General features: G+C 69.5%; 21 protein-coding genes and 1 tRNA gene. 3 read left to right on the top strand and 19 right to left on the bottom strand.

What is annotated here, in order from left to right; genetic code table 11:
• Positions 1 to 18: 18 nt before the first annotated feature.
• From EXE52_RS10200 to EXE52_RS10155, 10 genes are all read right to left on the bottom strand, one after another.
• A complete protein-coding gene (locus EXE52_RS10200; protein WP_049930761.1) occupies positions 19 to 351 on the bottom strand; it encodes a hypothetical protein in 333 nt (110 codons plus the stop codon).
• Entirely contained in the window at positions 348 to 1391 is a 1044-nt protein-coding gene (locus EXE52_RS10195; protein ID WP_089308622.1) for an Mrp/NBP35 family ATP-binding protein, read from the bottom strand. The genes EXE52_RS10200 and EXE52_RS10195 overlap by 4 nt, the downstream gene beginning before the upstream one ends.
• Before the next feature lie 81 nt (positions 1392 to 1472).
• Entirely contained in the window at positions 1473 to 2276 is an 804-nt protein-coding gene (locus tag EXE52_RS10190; protein WP_089308623.1) for an isopentenyl phosphate kinase, read from the bottom strand.
• Entirely contained in the window at positions 2273 to 3289 is a 1017-nt protein-coding gene (gene mvk, locus EXE52_RS10185; RefSeq protein WP_089308624.1) for a mevalonate kinase, read from the bottom strand. The genes EXE52_RS10190 and mvk overlap by 4 nt, the downstream gene beginning before the upstream one ends.
• A gap of 65 nt (positions 3290 to 3354) precedes the next feature.
• Positions 3355 to 4380 carry an AbrB/MazE/SpoVT family DNA-binding domain-containing protein gene (locus EXE52_RS10180; protein WP_089308625.1) on the bottom strand — a complete coding sequence of 342 codons (1026 nt, stop codon included), beginning with the start codon at positions 4378 to 4380 and terminating at the stop codon, positions 3355 to 3357.
• A gap of 1 nt (position 4381) precedes the next feature.
• The gene (phoU, locus tag EXE52_RS10175) at positions 4382 to 5053 is read right to left on the bottom strand and encodes a phosphate signaling complex protein PhoU (RefSeq protein WP_089308626.1); all 672 of its coding nucleotides are present in this window, start codon (positions 5051 to 5053) and stop codon (positions 4382 to 4384) included.
• A gap of 4 nt (positions 5054 to 5057) precedes the next feature.
• Positions 5058 to 5990, bottom strand: a complete 933-nt coding sequence (pstB, locus tag EXE52_RS10170; RefSeq protein WP_089308627.1) for a phosphate ABC transporter ATP-binding protein PstB — start codon at positions 5988 to 5990, stop codon at positions 5058 to 5060.
• 5 nt (positions 5991 to 5995) lie between these two features.
• The gene (gene pstA, locus EXE52_RS10165) at positions 5996 to 7624 is read right to left on the bottom strand and encodes a phosphate ABC transporter permease PstA (protein WP_089308628.1); all 1629 of its coding nucleotides are present in this window, start codon (positions 7622 to 7624) and stop codon (positions 5996 to 5998) included.
• Positions 7624 to 8757, bottom strand: coding sequence for a phosphate ABC transporter permease subunit PstC (gene pstC, locus EXE52_RS10160; RefSeq protein WP_086215725.1), 1134 nt, complete (start codon positions 8755 to 8757; stop codon positions 7624 to 7626). The genes pstA and pstC overlap by 1 nt, the downstream gene beginning before the upstream one ends.
• Before the next feature lie 156 nt (positions 8758 to 8913).
• Positions 8914 to 10140, bottom strand: a complete 1227-nt coding sequence (locus EXE52_RS10155) for a PstS family phosphate ABC transporter substrate-binding protein (protein WP_086215726.1) — start codon at positions 10138 to 10140, stop codon at positions 8914 to 8916.
• 206 nt (positions 10141 to 10346) lie between these two features.
• Between EXE52_RS10155 and EXE52_RS10150 the strand changes: the two genes are divergently transcribed.
• The 3 genes from EXE52_RS10150 (at position 10347) to EXE52_RS10140 (ending at position 12457) form a co-directional block, all read left to right on the top strand.
• The gene (locus tag EXE52_RS10150) at positions 10347 to 11297 is read left to right on the top strand and encodes a halo transducer protein (RefSeq protein ID WP_089308629.1); all 951 of its coding nucleotides are present in this window, start codon (positions 10347 to 10349) and stop codon (positions 11295 to 11297) included.
• Positions 11298 to 11345: 48 nt separating this feature from the next.
• Entirely contained in the window at positions 11346 to 11942 is a 597-nt protein-coding gene (locus tag EXE52_RS10145; protein ID WP_089308630.1) for a mechanosensitive ion channel domain-containing protein, read from the top strand.
• A gap of 164 nt (positions 11943 to 12106) precedes the next feature.
• Entirely contained in the window at positions 12107 to 12457 is a 351-nt protein-coding gene (locus tag EXE52_RS10140; protein ID WP_089308631.1) for a DUF4870 domain-containing protein, read from the top strand.
• 87 nt (positions 12458 to 12544) lie between these two features.
• Here EXE52_RS10140 and rpsB read toward each other — a convergent pair whose 3' ends face one another.
• The 9 genes from rpsB to EXE52_RS10095 form a co-directional block, all read right to left on the bottom strand.
• On the bottom strand, positions 12545 to 13339 hold the full coding sequence (gene rpsB, locus EXE52_RS10135; protein ID WP_049930745.1) for a 30S ribosomal protein S2: 795 nt from the start codon (positions 13337 to 13339) through the stop codon (positions 12545 to 12547).
• Positions 13340 to 13355: 16 nt separating this feature from the next.
• Positions 13356 to 14558 (bottom strand): phosphopyruvate hydratase, encoded by a 1203-nt coding sequence (eno, locus tag EXE52_RS10130; RefSeq protein WP_089308632.1) that lies wholly within the window; start codon positions 14556 to 14558, stop codon positions 13356 to 13358.
• A complete protein-coding gene (locus tag EXE52_RS10125) occupies positions 14558 to 14737 on the bottom strand; it encodes a DNA-directed RNA polymerase subunit K (protein ID WP_049930742.1) in 180 nt (59 codons plus the stop codon). Before EXE52_RS10125 ends, eno begins: the two co-directional genes overlap by 1 nt.
• A gap of 2 nt (positions 14738 to 14739) precedes the next feature.
• Positions 14740 to 14934 (bottom strand): DNA-directed RNA polymerase subunit N, encoded by a 195-nt coding sequence (locus EXE52_RS10120; RefSeq protein WP_006628058.1) that lies wholly within the window; start codon positions 14932 to 14934, stop codon positions 14740 to 14742.
• A gap of 12 nt (positions 14935 to 14946) precedes the next feature.
• Positions 14947 to 15345, bottom strand: a complete 399-nt coding sequence (locus EXE52_RS10115) for a 30S ribosomal protein S9 (protein WP_004595258.1) — start codon at positions 15343 to 15345, stop codon at positions 14947 to 14949.
• Entirely contained in the window at positions 15339 to 15788 is a 450-nt protein-coding gene (locus tag EXE52_RS10110) for a 50S ribosomal protein L13 (RefSeq protein WP_008367868.1), read from the bottom strand. Before EXE52_RS10110 ends, EXE52_RS10115 begins: the two co-directional genes overlap by 7 nt.
• The gene (locus tag EXE52_RS10105) at positions 15785 to 16138 is read right to left on the bottom strand and encodes a 50S ribosomal protein L18e (protein ID WP_089308633.1); all 354 of its coding nucleotides are present in this window, start codon (positions 16136 to 16138) and stop codon (positions 15785 to 15787) included. The genes EXE52_RS10110 and EXE52_RS10105 overlap by 4 nt, the downstream gene beginning before the upstream one ends.
• Before the next feature lie 39 nt (positions 16139 to 16177).
• Positions 16178 to 16262, bottom strand: a tRNA-Leu gene (locus tag EXE52_RS10100).
• Positions 16263 to 16411: 149 nt separating this feature from the next.
• Entirely contained in the window at positions 16412 to 17164 is a 753-nt protein-coding gene (locus EXE52_RS10095; protein WP_089308634.1) for a DNA-directed RNA polymerase subunit D, read from the bottom strand.
• Position 17165 lies beyond the last annotated feature (1 nt).

The raw sequence follows: 17165 nt of genomic DNA, 5'->3' as shown, positions 1-17165 counted from the left end.
CCGTCCGCTCCGGCGGCCTCAGCGACGCAGCCCGCCCTCCGCCTTGATACGCATGATGTGCCGGACGTTGAGGTAGATCTCCTCCGGCGACGTCTCCTCCTCCTCGTCGTATAAGTCCGACACCCGGTAGAGGATCGCCGAGAGCTGCTTGCTCTCCGAGCTCTCCGCGCGTACGTCCGCCGCCACCTCGCGGAGGAACTCCCGCACCTCCGCGTCGGCCGGGATCTCCGCGCCCGACGCCTCGTCCGGTACCACCGGGTCGACGCCCGCGGCCGCGAGGGGGTCCTCCGGGTCGTCGCCGGTCGCCCCGGTTTCGTCGCCGGCCCCCGCGCCGTCGTCCGCGTCGGTCATCGCTCGCCGCTCACCCCGCGGCGGCGGACGACCCCGGCGTTGTTCGCGACGTTCTCGACGAGCACCTTGAACGCGTCTGCGGTCTCGCCGTCCTCCAAGACGACGGGCTCGCCGTCGTCGCCGCCCGTCCGGACCGCGGGGTCGAGCGGGACGCCGCCGAGGAAGGGCAGGTCGTGGTCCGCGGCGAGCGCCTTCCCGCCGCCGGAGCCGAATATCTCGTGGAAGCCGCCGCAGTCCGGGCAGCGGAAGCCGGCCATGTTCTCCGCGATACCGAGGACGTTCGTGTCGTGTTTACCGAACATCCGGAGCCCCTTCACCGCGTCGTCGAGCGCCACGTCCTGCGGCGTGGTGACGATCACGGCCCCCGTCAGCGGCAGCGTCTGGAGGATCGTGAGCTGTGTATCGCCGGTGCCCGGCGGGAGGTCCATCACGAGGTAGTCGAGCTCGCCCCACTCCACGTCCTCGACGAGTTGGGTGATGATCTTGTGGACCATCGGGCCGCGCCAGATGACGGGGTCGTCCTCGCCGGTGAGGAAGTCCATGCTCATCAGCTTCACGCCGAACCGCTCCGGTGGCACGATCGTCTCGCCGTCGGTTTCCGGGCGCTGTTCCGCGGACACCATCCGCGGGACGTTGGGCCCGTACACGTCGGCGTCGAACAGGCCGACGCGGGCGCCGAGTTTGGAGAGCCCGGCCGCGATGTTGACCGCCATCGTCGACTTCCCGACCCCGCCCTTCCCGGAGGCGACCGCGATCACGTTCTGTACGCCGGGGAGGACCTGCTCCTCGGTCGAGAGGTCGTCCGGGATCGACGCCGACAGCTCGACGTCGAGCCCGGTGTCGGCGAGCGCCTCGCGCACGTCGTCGGCGATGGCCGACTCGGTCGGCGAGAAAGGGGCGCCGAGCGCGAGCGACACGTGGACCGTTCCGTCCGCCTCGTCGACGTCGACGCCGTTCACCAGCCCGAGCGAGACGATGTCGCCGCCGAGGTCGGGGTCCCGCACCTCCGCGAGCCGCTCCCGTACGTCCGATTCGTTCATGCCGGGGAGGAGGGCCGTGGGTCGAATAAGGGTTCTGTACGGGGGCGCGCCACCGTTTGCGACGCGCCCGCGGTCACCCGCTCAATCGATCCGGGTCCCCGCGCCCTCGCCGCGCAGGAACGGGACCAGCCCCTCTGCGCCGAACACGTACGCCGGCGCGTCCAGCGCGAGCAGCTCCCGCACCTTCGCGGCCATGCCGCCGGAGACGTCGGTGGCGCCGCTCGCGCCGAGGGCGTCCGCGACCGACCCGAAGTCGTCGATCGCTGGGATCACGTCGCCGTCGCCGTCGAGGACGCCGGGCACCGTCGAGCAGACCCCAACGCGGCGTGCGCCAAGTCCGGACGCGAGCTCGACGACCAGCTCGTCACCCGAGACGACCGTCACCCCGTCGCCCGCCGTCGCCACGCCGTCGCCATGGAGGACCGGAACGAACCCCTCGCCGAGCAGCGTCGCCGTCGACCCGAGCGGGAGGTCGAGCCCGCCGTCCGCGCCGCCGGCCCGCGCCGCGAGCGACAGCGGGTGAACCGGCACCGCCGGGACCCCGTGCTCGCGGAGTCGTTCCAACACGTGCGCGTTCAGCCGCTTCATCGCCCCGTGAATCGCGGCCGCCGCCTCGGCGTCCCGCGTCCCGTCTGTCGTCGAGACGCCGTGCTCGCTGGCGTGGTAGTGGCCGAAGCTCCCGCCGCCGTGGACGACGACGAGCCGGTCGACCGTACCCGCCGCGAGGGCGTCCGCGACGGCGTCGCAGGCCGCGTGGAGCGCCGCCTCGTCGAGGGTTTCGGGCTCGTTCTTCTCCGTGATCAGACTCCCGCCGAGCTTGAGGACGACGGGGGGAGCGGACTCTCCGCCGGCGTCGTCGTTACTGACGGCTTCGCCCCCCGTCACGGCTCCACCACCCGGACGCCCTCGGTCGCCAGCTCGGCGCGGAACGATTCCTCGCAGCCCTGCGTGAACGAGAGCGCGGTCTCCGTCGCGTCGCTTTCGTCGAGCGCGACGATACAGCCGCCGCCGCCCGCACCGGTGAGCTTCGCACCGTGCGCGCCCGCGTCCCGCGCGGCCCACACCATGGCGTCGAGCGACCGGGCGGAGACGCCGAGCGCCGCTAACAGTCCGTGGTTGAAGTCCATCAGCTCGCCGAGTTCCGCGAGCAGCGCCGGGTCGGGGTCGCTCTCGGGGTCGGCATCCGCGAGCAGTTCCTCGCCCGTCCGGACGAGGTCGCCGATCGATTCGACCGTGTCGGCGGCGAACTCGTGTTCCGCCCGCAGTTCGCGGACACCGGCGACCAGCTCGCCGGTATCGCCCGCGCCGCCGTCGAACCCGACGACGAACGGAAGGTTCGGCGCGTCGATCGGCTCGCAGTCGTCGCCCTCGACCCGCACCGCGCCGCCCATCGTCGAGCAGAAGGTGTCCGCTCTGGAGGCCTGCCCGTCCTGGACCTCGAACTCGGCCCGATACGCCCGCTCGGCCAGCTCTCGGCGGTCGAGCGGCTCCCCGAGCGCGCGCGTCGCGGCGTCGATACCGGCCACGACCACGGCCGCCGACGACCCGAGCCCCGCGCCGAGGGGGATGTCGCTCTCGACGGTGATGTCGAAGCCGGCGTCGGGCGCGTCGGCCACCTCGCGCGCCTGCTCGACGGCCGCGTCGACGTACCCCATCGCGGCCTCGACGAGCGGCGTCGGCACGTCGACATCGGGCCGGTCGCTCGTCCCACCCGCGTACTCCACGGTGAACCCGTTCAGAGAGAGGTCCTCGGCCTCGACGCGCACGTGGTCGTCCTCGCGCGGCTCGGCGGTCACCGTGGCGCGCCGCTCGATCGCCGCGGGCACGGCCGGCTCGCCGTAGACGACGGCGTGTTCGCCGAAGAGGTACACCTTCCCCGGCGCTTCGCAAACGGTCATACGAGTCTCCTCTCCCCCCGCGCTTACAGGCGTTGCGCTTGGCGGGTCTGGGCGGGACCCGACATCTACTCGTTCATCCGTCCCGGGTCGCGGTCGCGTATCGTTTCGCGGCAGCGGACCGCGCGACGCAGCCCGATCTCCGCCACGTCGCCCCCGCACTCCGCGGTTCGCCGCAGCGCGCGCGCGACGCGGCGGAGCTCCGCCGCCCCCGCGCCCGCCTCGTCCAGTTCCCGATCGAGCGCGTCGATGTCGTCGCGAGCCCGGCGCAGCTCACCGACCGCGCTCCGAGCGACATCGGCGCCCTCGTCGCCGAGGGCGACGCTCACCCCGTCGGAGACGACCTCTCGGACCGTGCGACCGAAGTCGCGACACGCCGCCAGTCGCGCGGCCGACGGCGGGTCGTCGAGGGCCGCCGCGGCGCTCCCGATGTCCACCGCCGCGTCGCGGAAGCGGCACAGCTCCCGCATCGCCGTCCACGACTCGAACAGCTCCGGGCGGGTCGTGCCGAGCGCGTCGACCTCCCCGAGGTCGGCCATGCCGCGGGAGACGGACCGGTCGATCATCGACGCGAGGCGGTCGACCTGTTTGTCGCGGGAGCCGATCGGCGACGAGTCGGGCGGCGTCGCCAGCGCCTCGACCGCGTCGCCGTGTATCGAGCGGACCGTGAACGCCAGCTGTCGGAGCGACTGACTCACGGAGACCTCCGTCGAGTCCAGCATGATCTGAACCGTCGTCGCGGTCTCCGACTCCGCGGCCACCGACATCCCGATCCGGTTGCGGGCGACCCGCTCGACGACGCGCCGCTGGTCGGGGGTGAGCGGCTCGTCCCGTTCGAGCGTGACCTCGCGCGCGCCAGCGGCGTAGGCCGCCCGCAGCGCCCGCTCGATTACCTCCGGGTCGGCCGACTCGATCCGGGCGACGGGCGGGTCGCCGTCGCCGCCGTTCCCGGTCTGGACCGCCAACACGCCGTCGATGTGGTCGTGGAGCGTCACGGTGTCGCCGGACGCGACGCCCTGCGACTCCGCCCAGTCCTTCGGGAGCGAGACCGTGTACGTCCCGTTCCCCACGGTTTGGACCTTTCTCGACTCCATCTCAGTAGAGCAGCTCCGGGTCGTTTTCGATCATGTACAGCGTCCGCGCCGCGATGTTCACGGCGTGATCCGCGATCCGTTCGAGGTCTCGGATCGTCAACAGCACCCGCGATACGTCGTCCAACAGCCGTTCGGCCTCCCAGCCGTCCCCGTCGGTCCCGGCGATCAGATCGCGGGTGACGCTCTCGCTCGCCCGCTGGCAGAGCGCGTCGACCTCGTCGTCGTCGGCCGCGACCGCGCGGCACGCGGCCGCGTCCTCGGCCTCGTACGCGGCGAGGCTCCGTTCGAGGAGGTCGCGCGCCGCCTCGCCGATGGCGTCGAGCTGAACCTCCGGCGAGAGCGTCCGCGTCGCGGTCCGGAGGTAGTCCGCCAGGTTGACCGCGAGGTCGCCGATGCGTTCGAGGTCGGTGATGATCTTGAACGAGGCGGTGACGAGTCGGAGGTCGCCCGCGACCGGCTGCTGGAGCGCGAACAGGTCCACGCACCGGTCCTCCAAGCGCAGGTACGTCTCGTTGACCGCGGCGTCGGCGTCGACCACTTTCTTCGCCAGCGGCTCGTCGCGGCGCTCCGCGGCGTCGAGGCTCCGTTCGACCTGCCCTATCACCTGATCCCCCATGGCGAGCACGTCCGCCCGGAGCTCGTCGAGCGAGTCCTGGTACTGTTCTCGGGGCATGGGATCACCCGAACTTGCCGGTGATGTAGTCCTCGACGCGCTCGCTGTGTGGGTCCTCGAACACCTGATCGGTGTCGCCGTACTCGACGAGTTCGCCGCCCGTGAGGAAGACGGCGGTCTGGTCCGATATCCGGGCCGCCTGCTGCATGTTGTGCGTGACGATGACGACGGTGTACTCCTCCGCGAGGTCGTCGATCAGGTCCTCTATCTTCGCCGTGGCGATGGGGTCCAAGGCGGACGCCGGCTCGTCCATCAGGATGACCTCCGGGTCGACCGAGAGGCAGCGGGCGATACAGAGCCGCTGTTGCTGGCCGCCCGAGAGCCCGAGCGCGTTGTCGTCGAGCCGGTCGCTCACCTCGTCCCATAGCGCCGCGTCGCGGAGGCACCGCTCGACGAGCGCGTCGCGCTCGTCGGCGTCGCTCCGGTTCAGCAGGCGGGCGAGGAGGCCCGTGTCGAGGTCGCCGTGCTTCTTTGGCCCGTAGGCGATGTTCTCGCGGATCGTCTTGGGGAAGGGGTTCGGCGACTGGAACACCATTCCGACCCGCTTACGCAGCTCCACGAGGTTGACCCCGTCCCGGTAGATCTCTTGCCCGTCGAGCTTCACCGAGCCGTCGATCCGGGCGGAGCTGACCCGATCGTTCATCCGGTTGAGACACCGGAGGTACGTCGACTTCCCGCAGCCCGAGGGGCCGATCAGGGCGGTGACGCTCTCCTCGGGGATCTCCATCGAGACGCCCTTCAGCGCGTGGTCGTCGCCGTAGTGGACGTCGAGGTCCTCGACGGCCAGCTTCGCGTCGCCGCGGAACTCGTAGTCGGTCCACTCGTCGCGGGTCTGCTCGACGGTCTCGCCGGTCGTCGTGGTGGGCGAGCGGCCGTCGGTCGGCGAGCGGTCGTCGGTCGATGCGGTCTGGGTCTGTTGGGTGGTGTTCTCGCTCATCGGATTCAGGTGTGTGTGAGCCGTCGCCGGAAGTAGTAGCGCGTCGCGATGCCGATCGCGTAGAATGAGAGGACGACGACGAGCAGCACCAGCGCCGTCGCCCAGCGGAACTCGTCCGCGTTGCCGACGTTGCTGCTGGCACCCACGCCGGCGGAAATCAGAGCGTACAGCTGGTACGGCAGCGCCGAGGTTGCCTCCAGCAGGGCCGGATTGGCGACGAACGGCGGCGCGGACGTGAACTGGAAGCTCCCGAGGACGTCGACCGTCTGCGAGCCGGGAACGAACGTCCCGCCGGCCATCGTCAGCAGGATCGGCGCCGTCTCGCCGGCGATCCGACCGACGCCGAGGATGACGCCGGTGACGACGCCGGGCAGCGCCGCCGGGAGGACGACGCTCCGGATCGTCTGCCACTTCGACACCCCAAGCGCGGCGCTCGCGTCGCGGTACTCGTCGGGGACGGAGAGCATCGCCTCCCGGGAGGTGATCACCACGAGCGGGAGGAGCATGAACCCGAGCGTGATCATCCCGGAGAGCAGCGACTTCCCGTTGCCGAACCGCGGGATGAGGAAGGCGAAGCCGAACAGCCCGAAGACGATGCTGGGGGTGCTCCACAGCCCGTTTGTCGCGATCTCGACGACCTGGGTGAACCGACCGCGGTCCGCGTACTCGGTGAGGAAGAGCGCCGCGCCGACGCCCAGCGGGACCGCCAGCACGACGGCGCCGAGGACGAGCCAGACCGTGCCGACGATCGCGGGCAACACGCCCTGGAAGTCATTGAAGAGGGCGACGCCGTTCATCACGAACGGGACGGACACCGGCAGCGTGACCGAGACGCCGAGGACCGTCGTCTGCGGCCCGGTGCCGAGGCCGATCTCGACGCCGTTCAACAGCCCGGGGACCCCCTGGACGACCACGAAGGCGACGAGGACGAACAGGAAAGCGACGATCGAGAGCGCGTTCAGGTACACGAGGACGTACGCGCCCATGTGCCGACCGCGGGCGCCGAAGCCACCGTACGCCTTCGCCGAGGCCCAGCCGCCGTACAGCGCGCTGAACAGCGTCGCCGCGGGGATGAGGAACTCCGCGGTGAGGGCCGCCTGCTGGGCCCAGTCCAGCTCCCACACCCACGTCGGGCCGATGACGCCGGTGAGGAACACGAGCCCCGTCAGCGCGAGGAGGCTCCCGAGCGGGAGCGTCGACCCCACGTCCTCGCGGGGGAGGACCGTGAGCGCGAACGCGCCGCCGCCGACGGCCGTCCCGGCGAGGACGCCGACCGTCGTGCCGAGACCGAGCGTCTGGCTCGCGACGCTCCCGCCGACGACGACCCACGGAACGGCGGCGCCGAAGCCGGCGACGAGCCCGGCGCTCGGGTCGGGGTCGGTCTCGACGTAGCCCAGACGGGAGCCGGCGCCGAAGGCGACCACCGCGACGCCGAGCGCGGTCAGGAGCCCGCCGAGCAGCGTCACGGTCCGAATCCCGAACAGCGAGCCGGTGAGGCTGACGCGCTCGAACAGCGCGGCGACGGCGAGCGCGAACAGGACCGCCGAGAGCCCGACGGCAACGCCCGCGACGGCGTCCGTCTCCGTGGTCTCCGACTCGACGAGCCTGGCGTCCGTCTGGCTCGCGTCCGCCATCAGACCTCACCCCCGAGCCGCTTGTGCATTCTCCATTCGATGTACTGCGCGCCGATGGAGATGACGAGGACGGTGACGAACAAGATCACGCCCGCGACGAACAAGGCGTCCATCTGGAGGCCGTCGGCCTCGCCGTAGTTCCGCGCGATGATCGACGTCAGCGTCTCCTGCCCGTAGAAGACGTTGACGAGTGGCTCCGTGAGGCGAGGCACGCCGCGGAGCATCACCGTGGCGGCCATCGTCTCGCCGATGGCGCGGCCGACACCGAGCAGGACCGCCGCGGAGACGCCGGAGAACGCGGCCGGCAGCGTGATCGAGGTCATCGTCTGCCAGTCGGTCGTTCCCATCGCCAGCGAGCCGCTCTTCATCGACTCCGGGACGCTGCTCAGCGCGTCTTCGGCCACGGAGACGACGGTCGGGAGCGCCATCAGCCCGACGACGATGCCGACGAACAGGTACGACCCCTGCCCCGTCGTCTGGAACTGGTCGGAGGCCCACGGGCCCAGCACGGTGAACCCGATGAACCCGTAGACGATCGAGGGGATGCCGGCGAGGATCTCGACGCCGGGCTTGACGACCTCGCGGACGGTCGCGGGGGCGATCTCCGAGAGGAAGAGCGCCGCGGAAACACCGAGGGGCGCGGCGACCGCGGAGGCGATCAGCGTCACCATCACCGTCCCGTGGATCATCGGCACCATCGAGTACCGGATGGGCGGCGAGACGGCGTCCCAGTTCGGCTGGATGAACATCCGCAGGCCGGGGACCGTGATCCCGAACGCCGTCGCGCTCTCGTATCGGATCACCGGGACGGACTCGCGGAAGATGAAGACGATGATCAGTCCGAGGATGAGGATCGTCGACACCGTCATCATCAGCGCGATCGTGTACGCGGTCTCCTCCTGGTACCGGAACCAGCCGATCCCCGCCGCCGTGAGGAAGACGACGAAGGGAGCGATGGTGAGGTCGGAGACGGCGAGGAACCCGACGAGGGTGGCCAGAAGCGACAGCGTCATCGCGGAGATGATCGCCAGCGCGGGGGGTTCGGTCTCGTCGACGAACTCCCTGACCCGTCTGCGCTGCGCGCCGAGCGCGTCGGTCAGTCGCCCGCCGAGCGCGTCTGTTACCGTTGGCATCTGTCTGTTATCGAGAGCATTCGCGTGTTGTGTGTCGTAGAAGCCATGTTCGTCCGTACCGTGAGCGCCGGCGGCCGCGGAGAGACGGGCGGTCGCGGGGGGGTCAGTCGGCCGAGACGACGCTCGTCTCGGGTCGATCGACCGTCGGTCGTCGGACTACGGCGAGATGAGATCCTCCGTGGCGACGGACGAGACCTTGTCTTTCATCGACTGGAGGTCGCTCGTCGGGAGCGGGATGTAGTTGTTCCCCTCGACGAAGACGCTCTGTCCGAACTCGTTGAGGAACATATTGACGAACGCCGCCTCGCGCCGGTCGTAGCCGCCGGCTTCGGGGTTGTTCTCCTCGATGAGCGTGTACATGTGGAGGTCGCGGTTGAGCGGGTACTCGCTGTCGAAGATGGTGTTCTCCGCGTCGCGGCTGGTCTCGTACAGCGTGCCGTCGAACTCGATGGAGATCGGGATGACCGTTTCGCTGGTGAACGCGAGCGCCATGTACGCGATGGCGCCCTCGTTCTGGGAGACGGCCTGCGCGACCTGCTGGTTCTGCCCGAAGCGCGTGTCGACGCCCGACATCGAGGCGTCGGCGGCGCCGAGCATGTTCAGGCGGAACGAGGTGTCCGTCCCGGAGCCCTCGGCGCGGCCGATAGCGTAGATCTCCTGATCGTAGTCGACCCCGTCGATCTCGTTCCAGTTGGTGATCTCGTTCTGGTAGATGCCGCGGATCTCCTCGCCGGTCAGCTGCGCGACGCCGGCGTCGGAGACGTCGGAGCTGACGACGACCGGCTGGCCATCGCGACCGACAACGTTGTCGACGACTGTGTTCTGGGCCTTCTCCTCGGTCCAGTCGAGCTCCGCCGTGATCGGCCCGGAGGAGTTGCCGATGTCGACGAGGCCGTCAGTGACGGCCTCACAGCCGGTCCCGGAGTGGCTCAGGCCGACCGTCGTCGGGAACGGCGGCGAAGAGCGCTGATCGGTCGGCTCGAAGCCGAACTTCGCTGCGAAGTAGTCGGCGATGAGCATGTCGTCCGCGCCGTCGGCGGAGAGCTGGTCCCAGCCGGGCACCGAGCCCTCGTCGTTCGCGCCCCAGTACTCGCCGTCGCTCGGCGGGGCGTTGGAGTTCCAGTATGAGCTCCCCGTGTTCGAGATTGGGTACACCGTCGAGGAGCCCTCGGCGTTGAGCAGCGCCGTGCTCTGCCCGGAGCCGTCGTCGCCGTCGCCACCGGAGCCGCCGGAGCCACCGTCGCCGCCGTCGCCGCCGGATCCGCCGTCGCCGCCGTCGCTGCTTCCGCTACAGCCCGCCAACCCGGCGGTTCCGAGCGCTCCGGACGTGATGAGAACTTTCCGCCGCGACACGCCGCCGTCGACCCAGTTCCGGTCTGACATCAGGCGTGGCAACGGGCAAGTCTATTAAACTGGTTTATATTTTTAATATAGTCACCTCTTGTCACGCGAAGAGTCCACAGTATCGGTGGTGAGTACAAGAGACGGTTCTGACAGCTATATACCACCACGTACCGCTCTGTTTGCCTCTGTCCCCGAACACACCGCTCTTAGGAAGGTATACACCGTACTACGCCGAATCCGGCCGTATGAGTGAGAGCGCGCCCGCGGAGACGCCCCTCGACGAACTCGTCGAGTCTGTGGCCGACCGGACCGGCGAGAAACCGGAGTCGATCCGGACCTGGCTCGAACCCTTCACCGACGACGGGAGGGTGACGTCCGCGGCGATCGAGTCGAGCGTCACCGACGTGTCGCAGATACTCGCGACAGCGGAGACGCGGGTCGACCTCGCGACGCGGACCCACGACGAGGCGACCGCCGCCGCCGACGACGCGCCGGACCTCGAGGTCGTCACTGTCCGCCGGCGGGCGTTCGGGGACCGGCTGGACGACCTCCGTGCGGAGGTGGAGGCGCTCGGCGACGACCTCGGCGCGGCGCGGTCGGGGCTAGCCGAGCCGGTGGCGGTGTACCGCGCCGCGGTTGCCCTCCACGAGATAACCACCGAGGCGCAGGACATCGTCCGCGTCGCCCACGACCTCGAAACCGAACTGGAGGCGTTCGAGGCGTGGCTCCGCTCGGCCAACCGACGCCACGGCGCGCTCGTGGACGAAGTCGAGGCCGCCGAGGAGTCCGCTGCGGCCCTCACCGAGACCGTCGAGTCGCTGCGGGACGCGGACGACCCGGACCCAGGACGGCGGTTCGACGCCGCCGTCCAGACGCGCGTCCTCGACCTCGTCGTCGCCGACCTCCGAGCCGAGGCCGACGACCTCCGCGCGTGGGCCCACCGCGACGGCGCCCCCTTCCCGGACGACGTGGACGCGCGGATCGACGATCTCGAATCCGCGGTCGCGGAGCACGCCGACGCGCTCGGCGACCGGCCGGGCCGGGACGGCGAGTTCGGCGAGCGGCTCGACGCGCTCGACGCGGAGCTCGAGGCGGTCGAGCCGCCCGTCGCGTGGGCTCGCGTGGACGAGACCGTCGCGGAGGCTCGGTCGGCGCTGTCCGAGGACGGGGCGACCGGCGACGAGGCCGCGAACTGAGCCGGCGGCGCCCTCACCTTTTCCACTCTCCGCCGTGTGCGGTTCGGCATGACGCAGATCCCGTCGCTCGTCTCCCGCTCGCTCTCGAACTTCGTCGAGGGGCTGGTCGTGGCGGTCCCGCGGCTGCTCTCGGGGCTGATCTTCCTCGCGCTGGCGTACCTGACGGTGCGGGTCGTCCTCTCGGTCGTCCGCGGGTCGATCGAACGGCTGTACGTCGGCGACCGCGAACTGGTCGGCGACCTCATCGTCACGCTCGTCTCCGTGTTCCTCTGGTTCGGCGTCGCGCTCACGTTCCTGAAGGTCGTCGGCATGGGCGACATCGCGGCGAGCCTCGGCACCGCCGTCGGCTTCATCGCCCTCGGGGTCTCCTACGCGCTCTCCGAGATGATCGAGGACACGGTGGCGGGCGTCTACCTCCTGCGGGACCCGGACTTCAACGTCGGCTACCGCGTCGAGTCGAAGGGCGTGACGGGAACGGTCGCCGCCATCGAACTCCGGAAGACGCGGATCGACACCGACGGCGGCGACCGGATCGTGATGGCGAACCGAGAGATAGAGCCGCGGTGGACCCACGACGTGCTCGAGGAGACGACGGGCGGGGCGGTCGACGAACCGACCGACAGCGAGCCGTCGACGACCGACTAAGCGGGGGACCGGCCGACGCCCGACTGAGCGGGGGACCGACCGACGACCGATCGGTCGCAGTCGGCGACGGGCGCCGGCTCGAGCGTGGCTGTCGACTGCCGCCTCCGTGTATCCCGGTCGGTCTCCGAAAATTTATCAATCTGCTCCGAAACCGCCATCCCGCTATGTCAACCACAGCAACTGAGACCGGCGACGGGACCGTCGACGGGGACACGACGCTAGCGGCGCTGTCGCACGCCTCGTCGCTCTTCGCGTCGTTCCTCGGCCCGATTCTCTTCCTGATCCTCGCGGACGACAACGACGAACTCGTCGAGCGGAACGCGAAGAATTCGCTGAACTTCCAGATCGTCGTCTTCGCCGCGCTCATGATTGCCGCCCTCCTGAGCTTCGTGTTCATCGGCCTCCTGCTGTTCCCGATTATCGGCGTCGTCGACCTAGTCTTGGTCCTCGTGGCAACGGTGAAGGCCAACGACGGGCGGGTCTATTCGTACCCGTTCACGCCCGATATCGTCTGAGCGCGTCGCGCCGCGGATCGATTCGCCGACGGCTCTCCGAGCGGTGAACGGACGAAACAGGAAGCGTCGAAGAAAAACGCGGCCGGCTTAGAGCTCGTCCTCGAAGTCTTCGAGGGCGAACACCGTGTCGGCGCCGCGGCGGTCGAGCGTCTCGTTGGCGAGGAGCCAGTAGACGACCGACAGCGCGCGCCGACCCTTGTTGTTCGTCGGGATGACGAGGTCGACGTTCGACAGCTGGTTGTTGGAGTCGCACATCGCGATCACCGGGATACCGACGGTGATGGCCTCTTTGACGGCCTGCGCGTCGCCGATGGGGTCGGTGACCACGACCACGTCCGGCTCGATGTAGCCGGCGTAGTCGGGGTTCGTCAGCGTGCCCGGAATGAAGCGACCGGTGCGGGCGCGGGCGCCGATGGCGTCCGCGAATTTCTCGGCCGGGAACCGACCGTACTGCCGCGAGGATGTGACGAGGATCTGCTCGGGGTTGTAGTTCGCGAGGAAGTCCGCGGCCGTGCGGATCCGCTGGTCGGTCAGGCTCACGTCGAGGACGTACAGCCCGTCGTCGCGGACGCGGTGAATGAACCGCTCCATGTCCTTCGTCTTCTGCTGGGTCCCGATGTGGACACCCGCGGAGAGGTAGTCCTCGACGGGGATCAGCAGGTCGACGTCGTCGTCGGGCATGACGTCGTCGTCGAACGGGGAGGCCTCCTCCTCGTCCGCTTCGTCGTCGCCCGCGGCGGTCTCGCTCTCGGCGTCGGCGGCCGTCTCGGCCGCGTCGGCGGTCGGTTCCTCGGTCGTGTCGGCCTCCTCCTCGACCGCCGCGTCGACCGCCTCGGTCTCCGCGTCGTCGTCGAGTTCGACCGCGTCGTTGTCTTCGCTCATGCGTGGTGTGGGCCCGTCATACCGCGTCGTCCGCGATGCGGACCAGTTCGTTCAGCTTGGCGGTTCGCTCGCCGCCGACCGTCCCGGTCTTGATGTAACCGGCGTCGGTCGCCACGGCGAGGTGTGCGATGGTGGTGTCCTCGGTCTCGCCCGAACGGTGAGAGATGACTGTCTCGTACCCGTTGCGGGCGGCGAGCTCGACGGCGTCGAACGCGTCCGACAGCGTCCCGATCTGGTTCGGCTTGATGAGGATGCTGTTGGCCGCGCCGGCGTCGATGCCGTCCTGGAGCCGCTCGACGTTGGTGACGAACAGGTCGTCCCCGCAGATCAGCGTCCGGTCGCCGACCCGGTCGGTCAGGTCCGCGAACGCCTCGTAGTCGTTCTCGTCGAGCGGGTCCTCGACGTACGCGAGGTCGTACTCGTCGACGAGGCCGGCGACGTACTCGATCTGCTCGTCGGCCGACTTCGTCTCGTCGCCGTAGACGTACGCCTCGGCCTCGTCGTCGTACAGTTCGGCCGCGGCCATGTCGAGACCGAAGCGGATCTCGAAGCCCACGTCTTCCTCGACGCGGTCGACCGCCTCGTCGACGACCTCGAACGCGTCGGCGTCCGAGATGGGGGGCGCCCAGGCGCCCTCGTCGCCCTTCGCCGCGGGCACGCCGCGCTCGTCTAACACGTCCGCGACCGCCGCGTGGACCGCGGCGTTCGCGAAGACGGCCTCCGAGACGCTCGGCGCGCCGACGGGCGCCGCGAGGAACTCCTGAATGTGGGTCGCCTCCTTGGCGTGCTCTCCGCCGCCGACGACGTTGCCAAGCGGGATCGGGAAGTTCTCGCCGCGGAACGCCCCGCCGAGGTGCTGGTACAGCGGTGCGCCGAGCACGTCGGCGGCGGCCTTCGCGGCCGCCATCGAGATGGCGACCGCGCTGTTGGCGCCGATGGCGGAGAAGTCGTCCGTCCCGTCGGCGGCGCGGAGTGCGTTGTCGACCGCGCGCTGGTCGCCGGCGTAGACGCCCTCGAGGCGCGGGACCGCGTGTTCGCGGGCCTTCGCGATGGACTCGCTCGCCGGCAGTTCGATCGCTTCGTACTCCCCGGTCGAGGCCCCGCTAGGCGCCGCCCCACGGCCGAAGCCGCCGGACTCGGTGAGCACGTCGGCCTCGACCGTCGGGTTTCCGCGCGAGTCGAGCACGCGACGCAACGAGACGCTGGTAATTCGGGTCATTAGTTGGATTCCCTCCGCACGGTGAACGGGAGCGCGCCCGCGTCGTACTCCTCCGCGGCGACGAGTATCGGCTCCGTCTGGTCCGTGTCGATCAGCACGGGCGCCCCGTAGGACACCTGTAGCGCTCGCGCGCCGAGGATGCGTGCCTTCTCGTATCGATTGTATCGCTGTCCTGACATGGTTACTGGTACGGCGAGACGACGTCCACGAGGTCGCGGTGGCTCACCAGCATGCGCCGGCAGCAGTGCCGGTCGACCCCGAGGTCGTCGAGCACCTCGCCGGGGTCTTCGTCGCCCTCGCGAGCCCGCTCTTTGAACTCTTCCCAGTGTTCACCCACGACGTTGCCGCACGTGAAACACCGGACGGGGATCATCATGACTGGATCACCTCAGCGGTAGGACTTCTGGTAGCGAGCGCGCGCGCCGGGTCCGCCCCACTTCTTGGGTTCGGACTGGCGCACGTCGTTGACCAGCAGGGTGCGGTCGAAGTTCATGTACGCGTCGCGCAGCTCGGCGTCGCCGAGGTGCTGGACGAGGCCGCGGGCGATGGCGGTCCGCGTCGCGTCCGCCTGCCCGCTGAAGCCGCCGCCCTCGACGTCGATGTCGATGTCGACGCCGTCGCGGAGCTCCTCGCCCGCGATGCGGAACGGCTCCAGCATTTTGAGCCGCGCCTGCTCCGGTTCGACCAGCTCGACTGGCTGGGAGTTGATGCGAACGCGACCCTCGCCCTCGCGCACGGTGGCGCGGGCGACGGCCGTCTTCTTCTTGCCTGAGGTGTTCGTTACCATGTGACGTTGGCTCCCAGAGACTCGGAGATCTCCCCGAGCGTGGTGAATTTGATGTTCGAGAGGCGGTCGAGCGAGGTGCCGTCGAGGACGACGCTCTCGACGTCCTCGTCGCGCTCGTAGGGGTTCCCGACGTACACGCGCACGTTCGAGAACGCCTCGCGGCCGTCCTCCGACTTGTACGGCAGCATGCCGCGGATGGCGCGCTTGAAGATTCGGTCGGGGCGCTTGGGGTAGTACGGCCCGCTGTCCGAGCCGAGCTCCGCGCGCTTGTGGTACGTCTCCATCGTCGCCTCCTCGTTGCCGGTGATGACGGCGCGCTCGGCGTTGACGACGGCGACGGTCTCCCCGGCGAGGACGCGCTGGGCGACCTCCGAGGAGACGCGACCGAGGATACAGTCGCGGGCGTCGACGACGACGTCCGCGTCGATCTTCGCGAGACTCATCGGATCACCCGCACGTTGCTTCCGTCGGGGTTCTGTTCGACGTACTGTTCCAGCGTCACCGCTTCGCCGGCCTGGTCGATCTTCGTCCGGGCGGTTCCGGAGAAGTCGACGGCGGCGACGGTAACGTTCGTTTCGAGCACACCGCTGCCCAGCACCTTGCCGGGGACGACGACCGTCTCGTCTTCCTGCGCGTATCGTTCGATACGGCCCAGGTTGACCTCAGCGTGCGTGCGCCGTGGCTTCTCCAGTCGGTCGGCGACGTCCTGCCACACGTTGGCACCGGAGTCACGCGAGACCGACTTCAGATCGGCGATGAGGTTCTGTAGTTTCGGATTCGTCTTGCTACTCATAGCTGTCCCTCCTGAACGGAGAGTTCGTGGAAAACGGAGTGCAGGGAGCAGGATTTGAACCTGCGGACCTCTACAGGACAGCGCCCTGAACGCTGCGCCGTTGGCCTGACTTGGCTATCCCTGCGTGCACTCCACCGTATTCCGGCTCCCTTCAAACCACTTTCGGTCCCGGCGTCCCCGCGGTCGGCCGCGGGCGCTCCGTCGGTCGGAGCGGCGCCGCGGCTGCCGGCGGGGGCGACGGTCAGGGGGGTGGTTCGAAGGGCCGTCATTTCCTTATACTGCGACTTTCGTCTGTAGTTCGTCCGCGCGCTCCTCGATGGAGTCGATCGCGCGGAGCAACAGTTCCTCGACGTCGAACGAGCCGTCCGTCTCGATGTGGAAGACGAACGCGCCCGGCACGTCCTCGACCGCGACCTCTTTGCCGGGGAACCGTTCCGAGAGGTCGTTGTCGAACTCGTCCGTGAGCTCGATCTCCCCGTCCGGCGTCTCGATGACGCCGCGGAGGATGTTCGGCTCGTCGTCGTCGAACTCGCCGCGGTCGCCCTCGACCGAGACGCGCTGGAGGTGGCGGTAGCCGACGGAGACGCCGCCTTGGTGTTTGGCGTGCTCCTTGCCGGTGTCGAGGACCGCGTCGGCCTCGAACTCCAACCGCTGTCCCTCCTTCAGCTCGATGATCGGAACGTTCTCGTCGGCGACCTCGACGAGCGGGTCGCTGCTCTCGATGTCGCCGGAGTACGCCGTCGCCGGACCTTCGACGTCGAGCGCGAGGGTGACCTCGTCGCCGAGTTCGAAGTCGTCGAGCGGCGTCGTCAGGGGCACGAGCCCCAGCCGCAGGCCGATCATCTCGTCGAACATGACCGAGGAGTTCTCGACGAACCGGACGGTGTCGATCGAGAACGTCGGGACGTCGGCGATCATCGCGCGGCGGATGCCGTTGGCGAACGCCGGCGTGAGCCCGCGGATCAGCACCCGCGCGCTGCGTTCGTCCCGTTCGACGTACTGGACGTCGAATTCGTCTTCGGTCATG

Origin of the sequence: Halorubrum sp. CGM4_25_10-8A, from assembly GCF_005435025.1 — an archaeon.
Lineage (GTDB): Archaea > Halobacteriota > Halobacteria > Halobacteriales > Haloferacaceae > Halorubrum > Halorubrum ezzemoulense.
This window is presented reverse-complemented; position numbering and strand designations above follow the sequence as displayed.

Bases quoted from the DNA above. Each gene is read 5' to 3' on its own strand.
- mvk (WP_089308624.1), bottom strand. From the start codon at position 3,289: ATGACCGTTTGCGAAGCGCCGGGGAAGGTGTACCTCTTCGGCGAACAC.
- EXE52_RS10195 (WP_089308622.1), bottom strand. From the start codon at position 1,391: ATGAACGAATCGGACGTACGGGAGCGGCTCGCGGAGGTGCGGGACCCC.
- EXE52_RS10125 (WP_049930742.1), bottom strand. From the start codon at position 14,737: ATGTCAGGACAGCGATACAATCGATACGAGAAGGCACGCATCCTCGGC.
- pstC (WP_086215725.1), bottom strand. From the start codon at position 8,757: ATGCCAACGGTAACAGACGCGCTCGGCGGGCGACTGACCGACGCGCTC.
- pstB (WP_089308627.1), bottom strand. From the start codon at position 5,990: ATGAGCGAGAACACCACCCAACAGACCCAGACCGCATCGACCGACGAC.
- EXE52_RS10120 (WP_006628058.1), bottom strand. From the start codon at position 14,934: ATGATGATCCCCGTCCGGTGTTTCACGTGCGGCAACGTCGTGGGTGAA.
- eno (WP_089308632.1), bottom strand. From the start codon at position 14,558: ATGACCCGAATTACCAGCGTCTCGTTGCGTCGCGTGCTCGACTCGCGC.
- EXE52_RS10155 (WP_086215726.1), bottom strand. From the start codon at position 10,140: ATGTCAGACCGGAACTGGGTCGACGGCGGCGTGTCGCGGCGGAAAGTT.
- EXE52_RS10110 (WP_008367868.1), bottom strand. From the start codon at position 15,788: ATGAGTCTCGCGAAGATCGACGCGGACGTCGTCGTCGACGCCCGCGAC.
- EXE52_RS10095 (WP_089308634.1), bottom strand. From the start codon at position 17,164: ATGACCGAAGACGAATTCGACGTCCAGTACGTCGAACGGGACGAACGC.
- rpsB (WP_049930745.1), bottom strand. From the start codon at position 13,339: ATGAGCGAAGACAACGACGCGGTCGAACTCGACGACGACGCGGAGACC.
- EXE52_RS10140 (WP_089308631.1), top strand. From the start codon at position 12,107: ATGTCAACCACAGCAACTGAGACCGGCGACGGGACCGTCGACGGGGAC.
- phoU (WP_089308626.1), bottom strand. From the start codon at position 5,053: ATGCCCCGAGAACAGTACCAGGACTCGCTCGACGAGCTCCGGGCGGAC.
- EXE52_RS10150 (WP_089308629.1), top strand. From the start codon at position 10,347: ATGAGTGAGAGCGCGCCCGCGGAGACGCCCCTCGACGAACTCGTCGAG.
- EXE52_RS10105 (WP_089308633.1), bottom strand. From the start codon at position 16,138: ATGAGTAGCAAGACGAATCCGAAACTACAGAACCTCATCGCCGATCTG.
- EXE52_RS10180 (WP_089308625.1), bottom strand. From the start codon at position 4,380: ATGGAGTCGAGAAAGGTCCAAACCGTGGGGAACGGGACGTACACGGTC.
- EXE52_RS10145 (WP_089308630.1), top strand. From the start codon at position 11,346: ATGACGCAGATCCCGTCGCTCGTCTCCCGCTCGCTCTCGAACTTCGTC.
- pstA (WP_089308628.1), bottom strand. From the start codon at position 7,624: ATGGCGGACGCGAGCCAGACGGACGCCAGGCTCGTCGAGTCGGAGACC.
- EXE52_RS10115 (WP_004595258.1), bottom strand. From the start codon at position 15,345: ATGGTAACGAACACCTCAGGCAAGAAGAAGACGGCCGTCGCCCGCGCC.
- EXE52_RS10200 (WP_049930761.1), bottom strand. From the start codon at position 351: ATGACCGACGCGGACGACGGCGCGGGGGCCGGCGACGAAACCGGGGCG.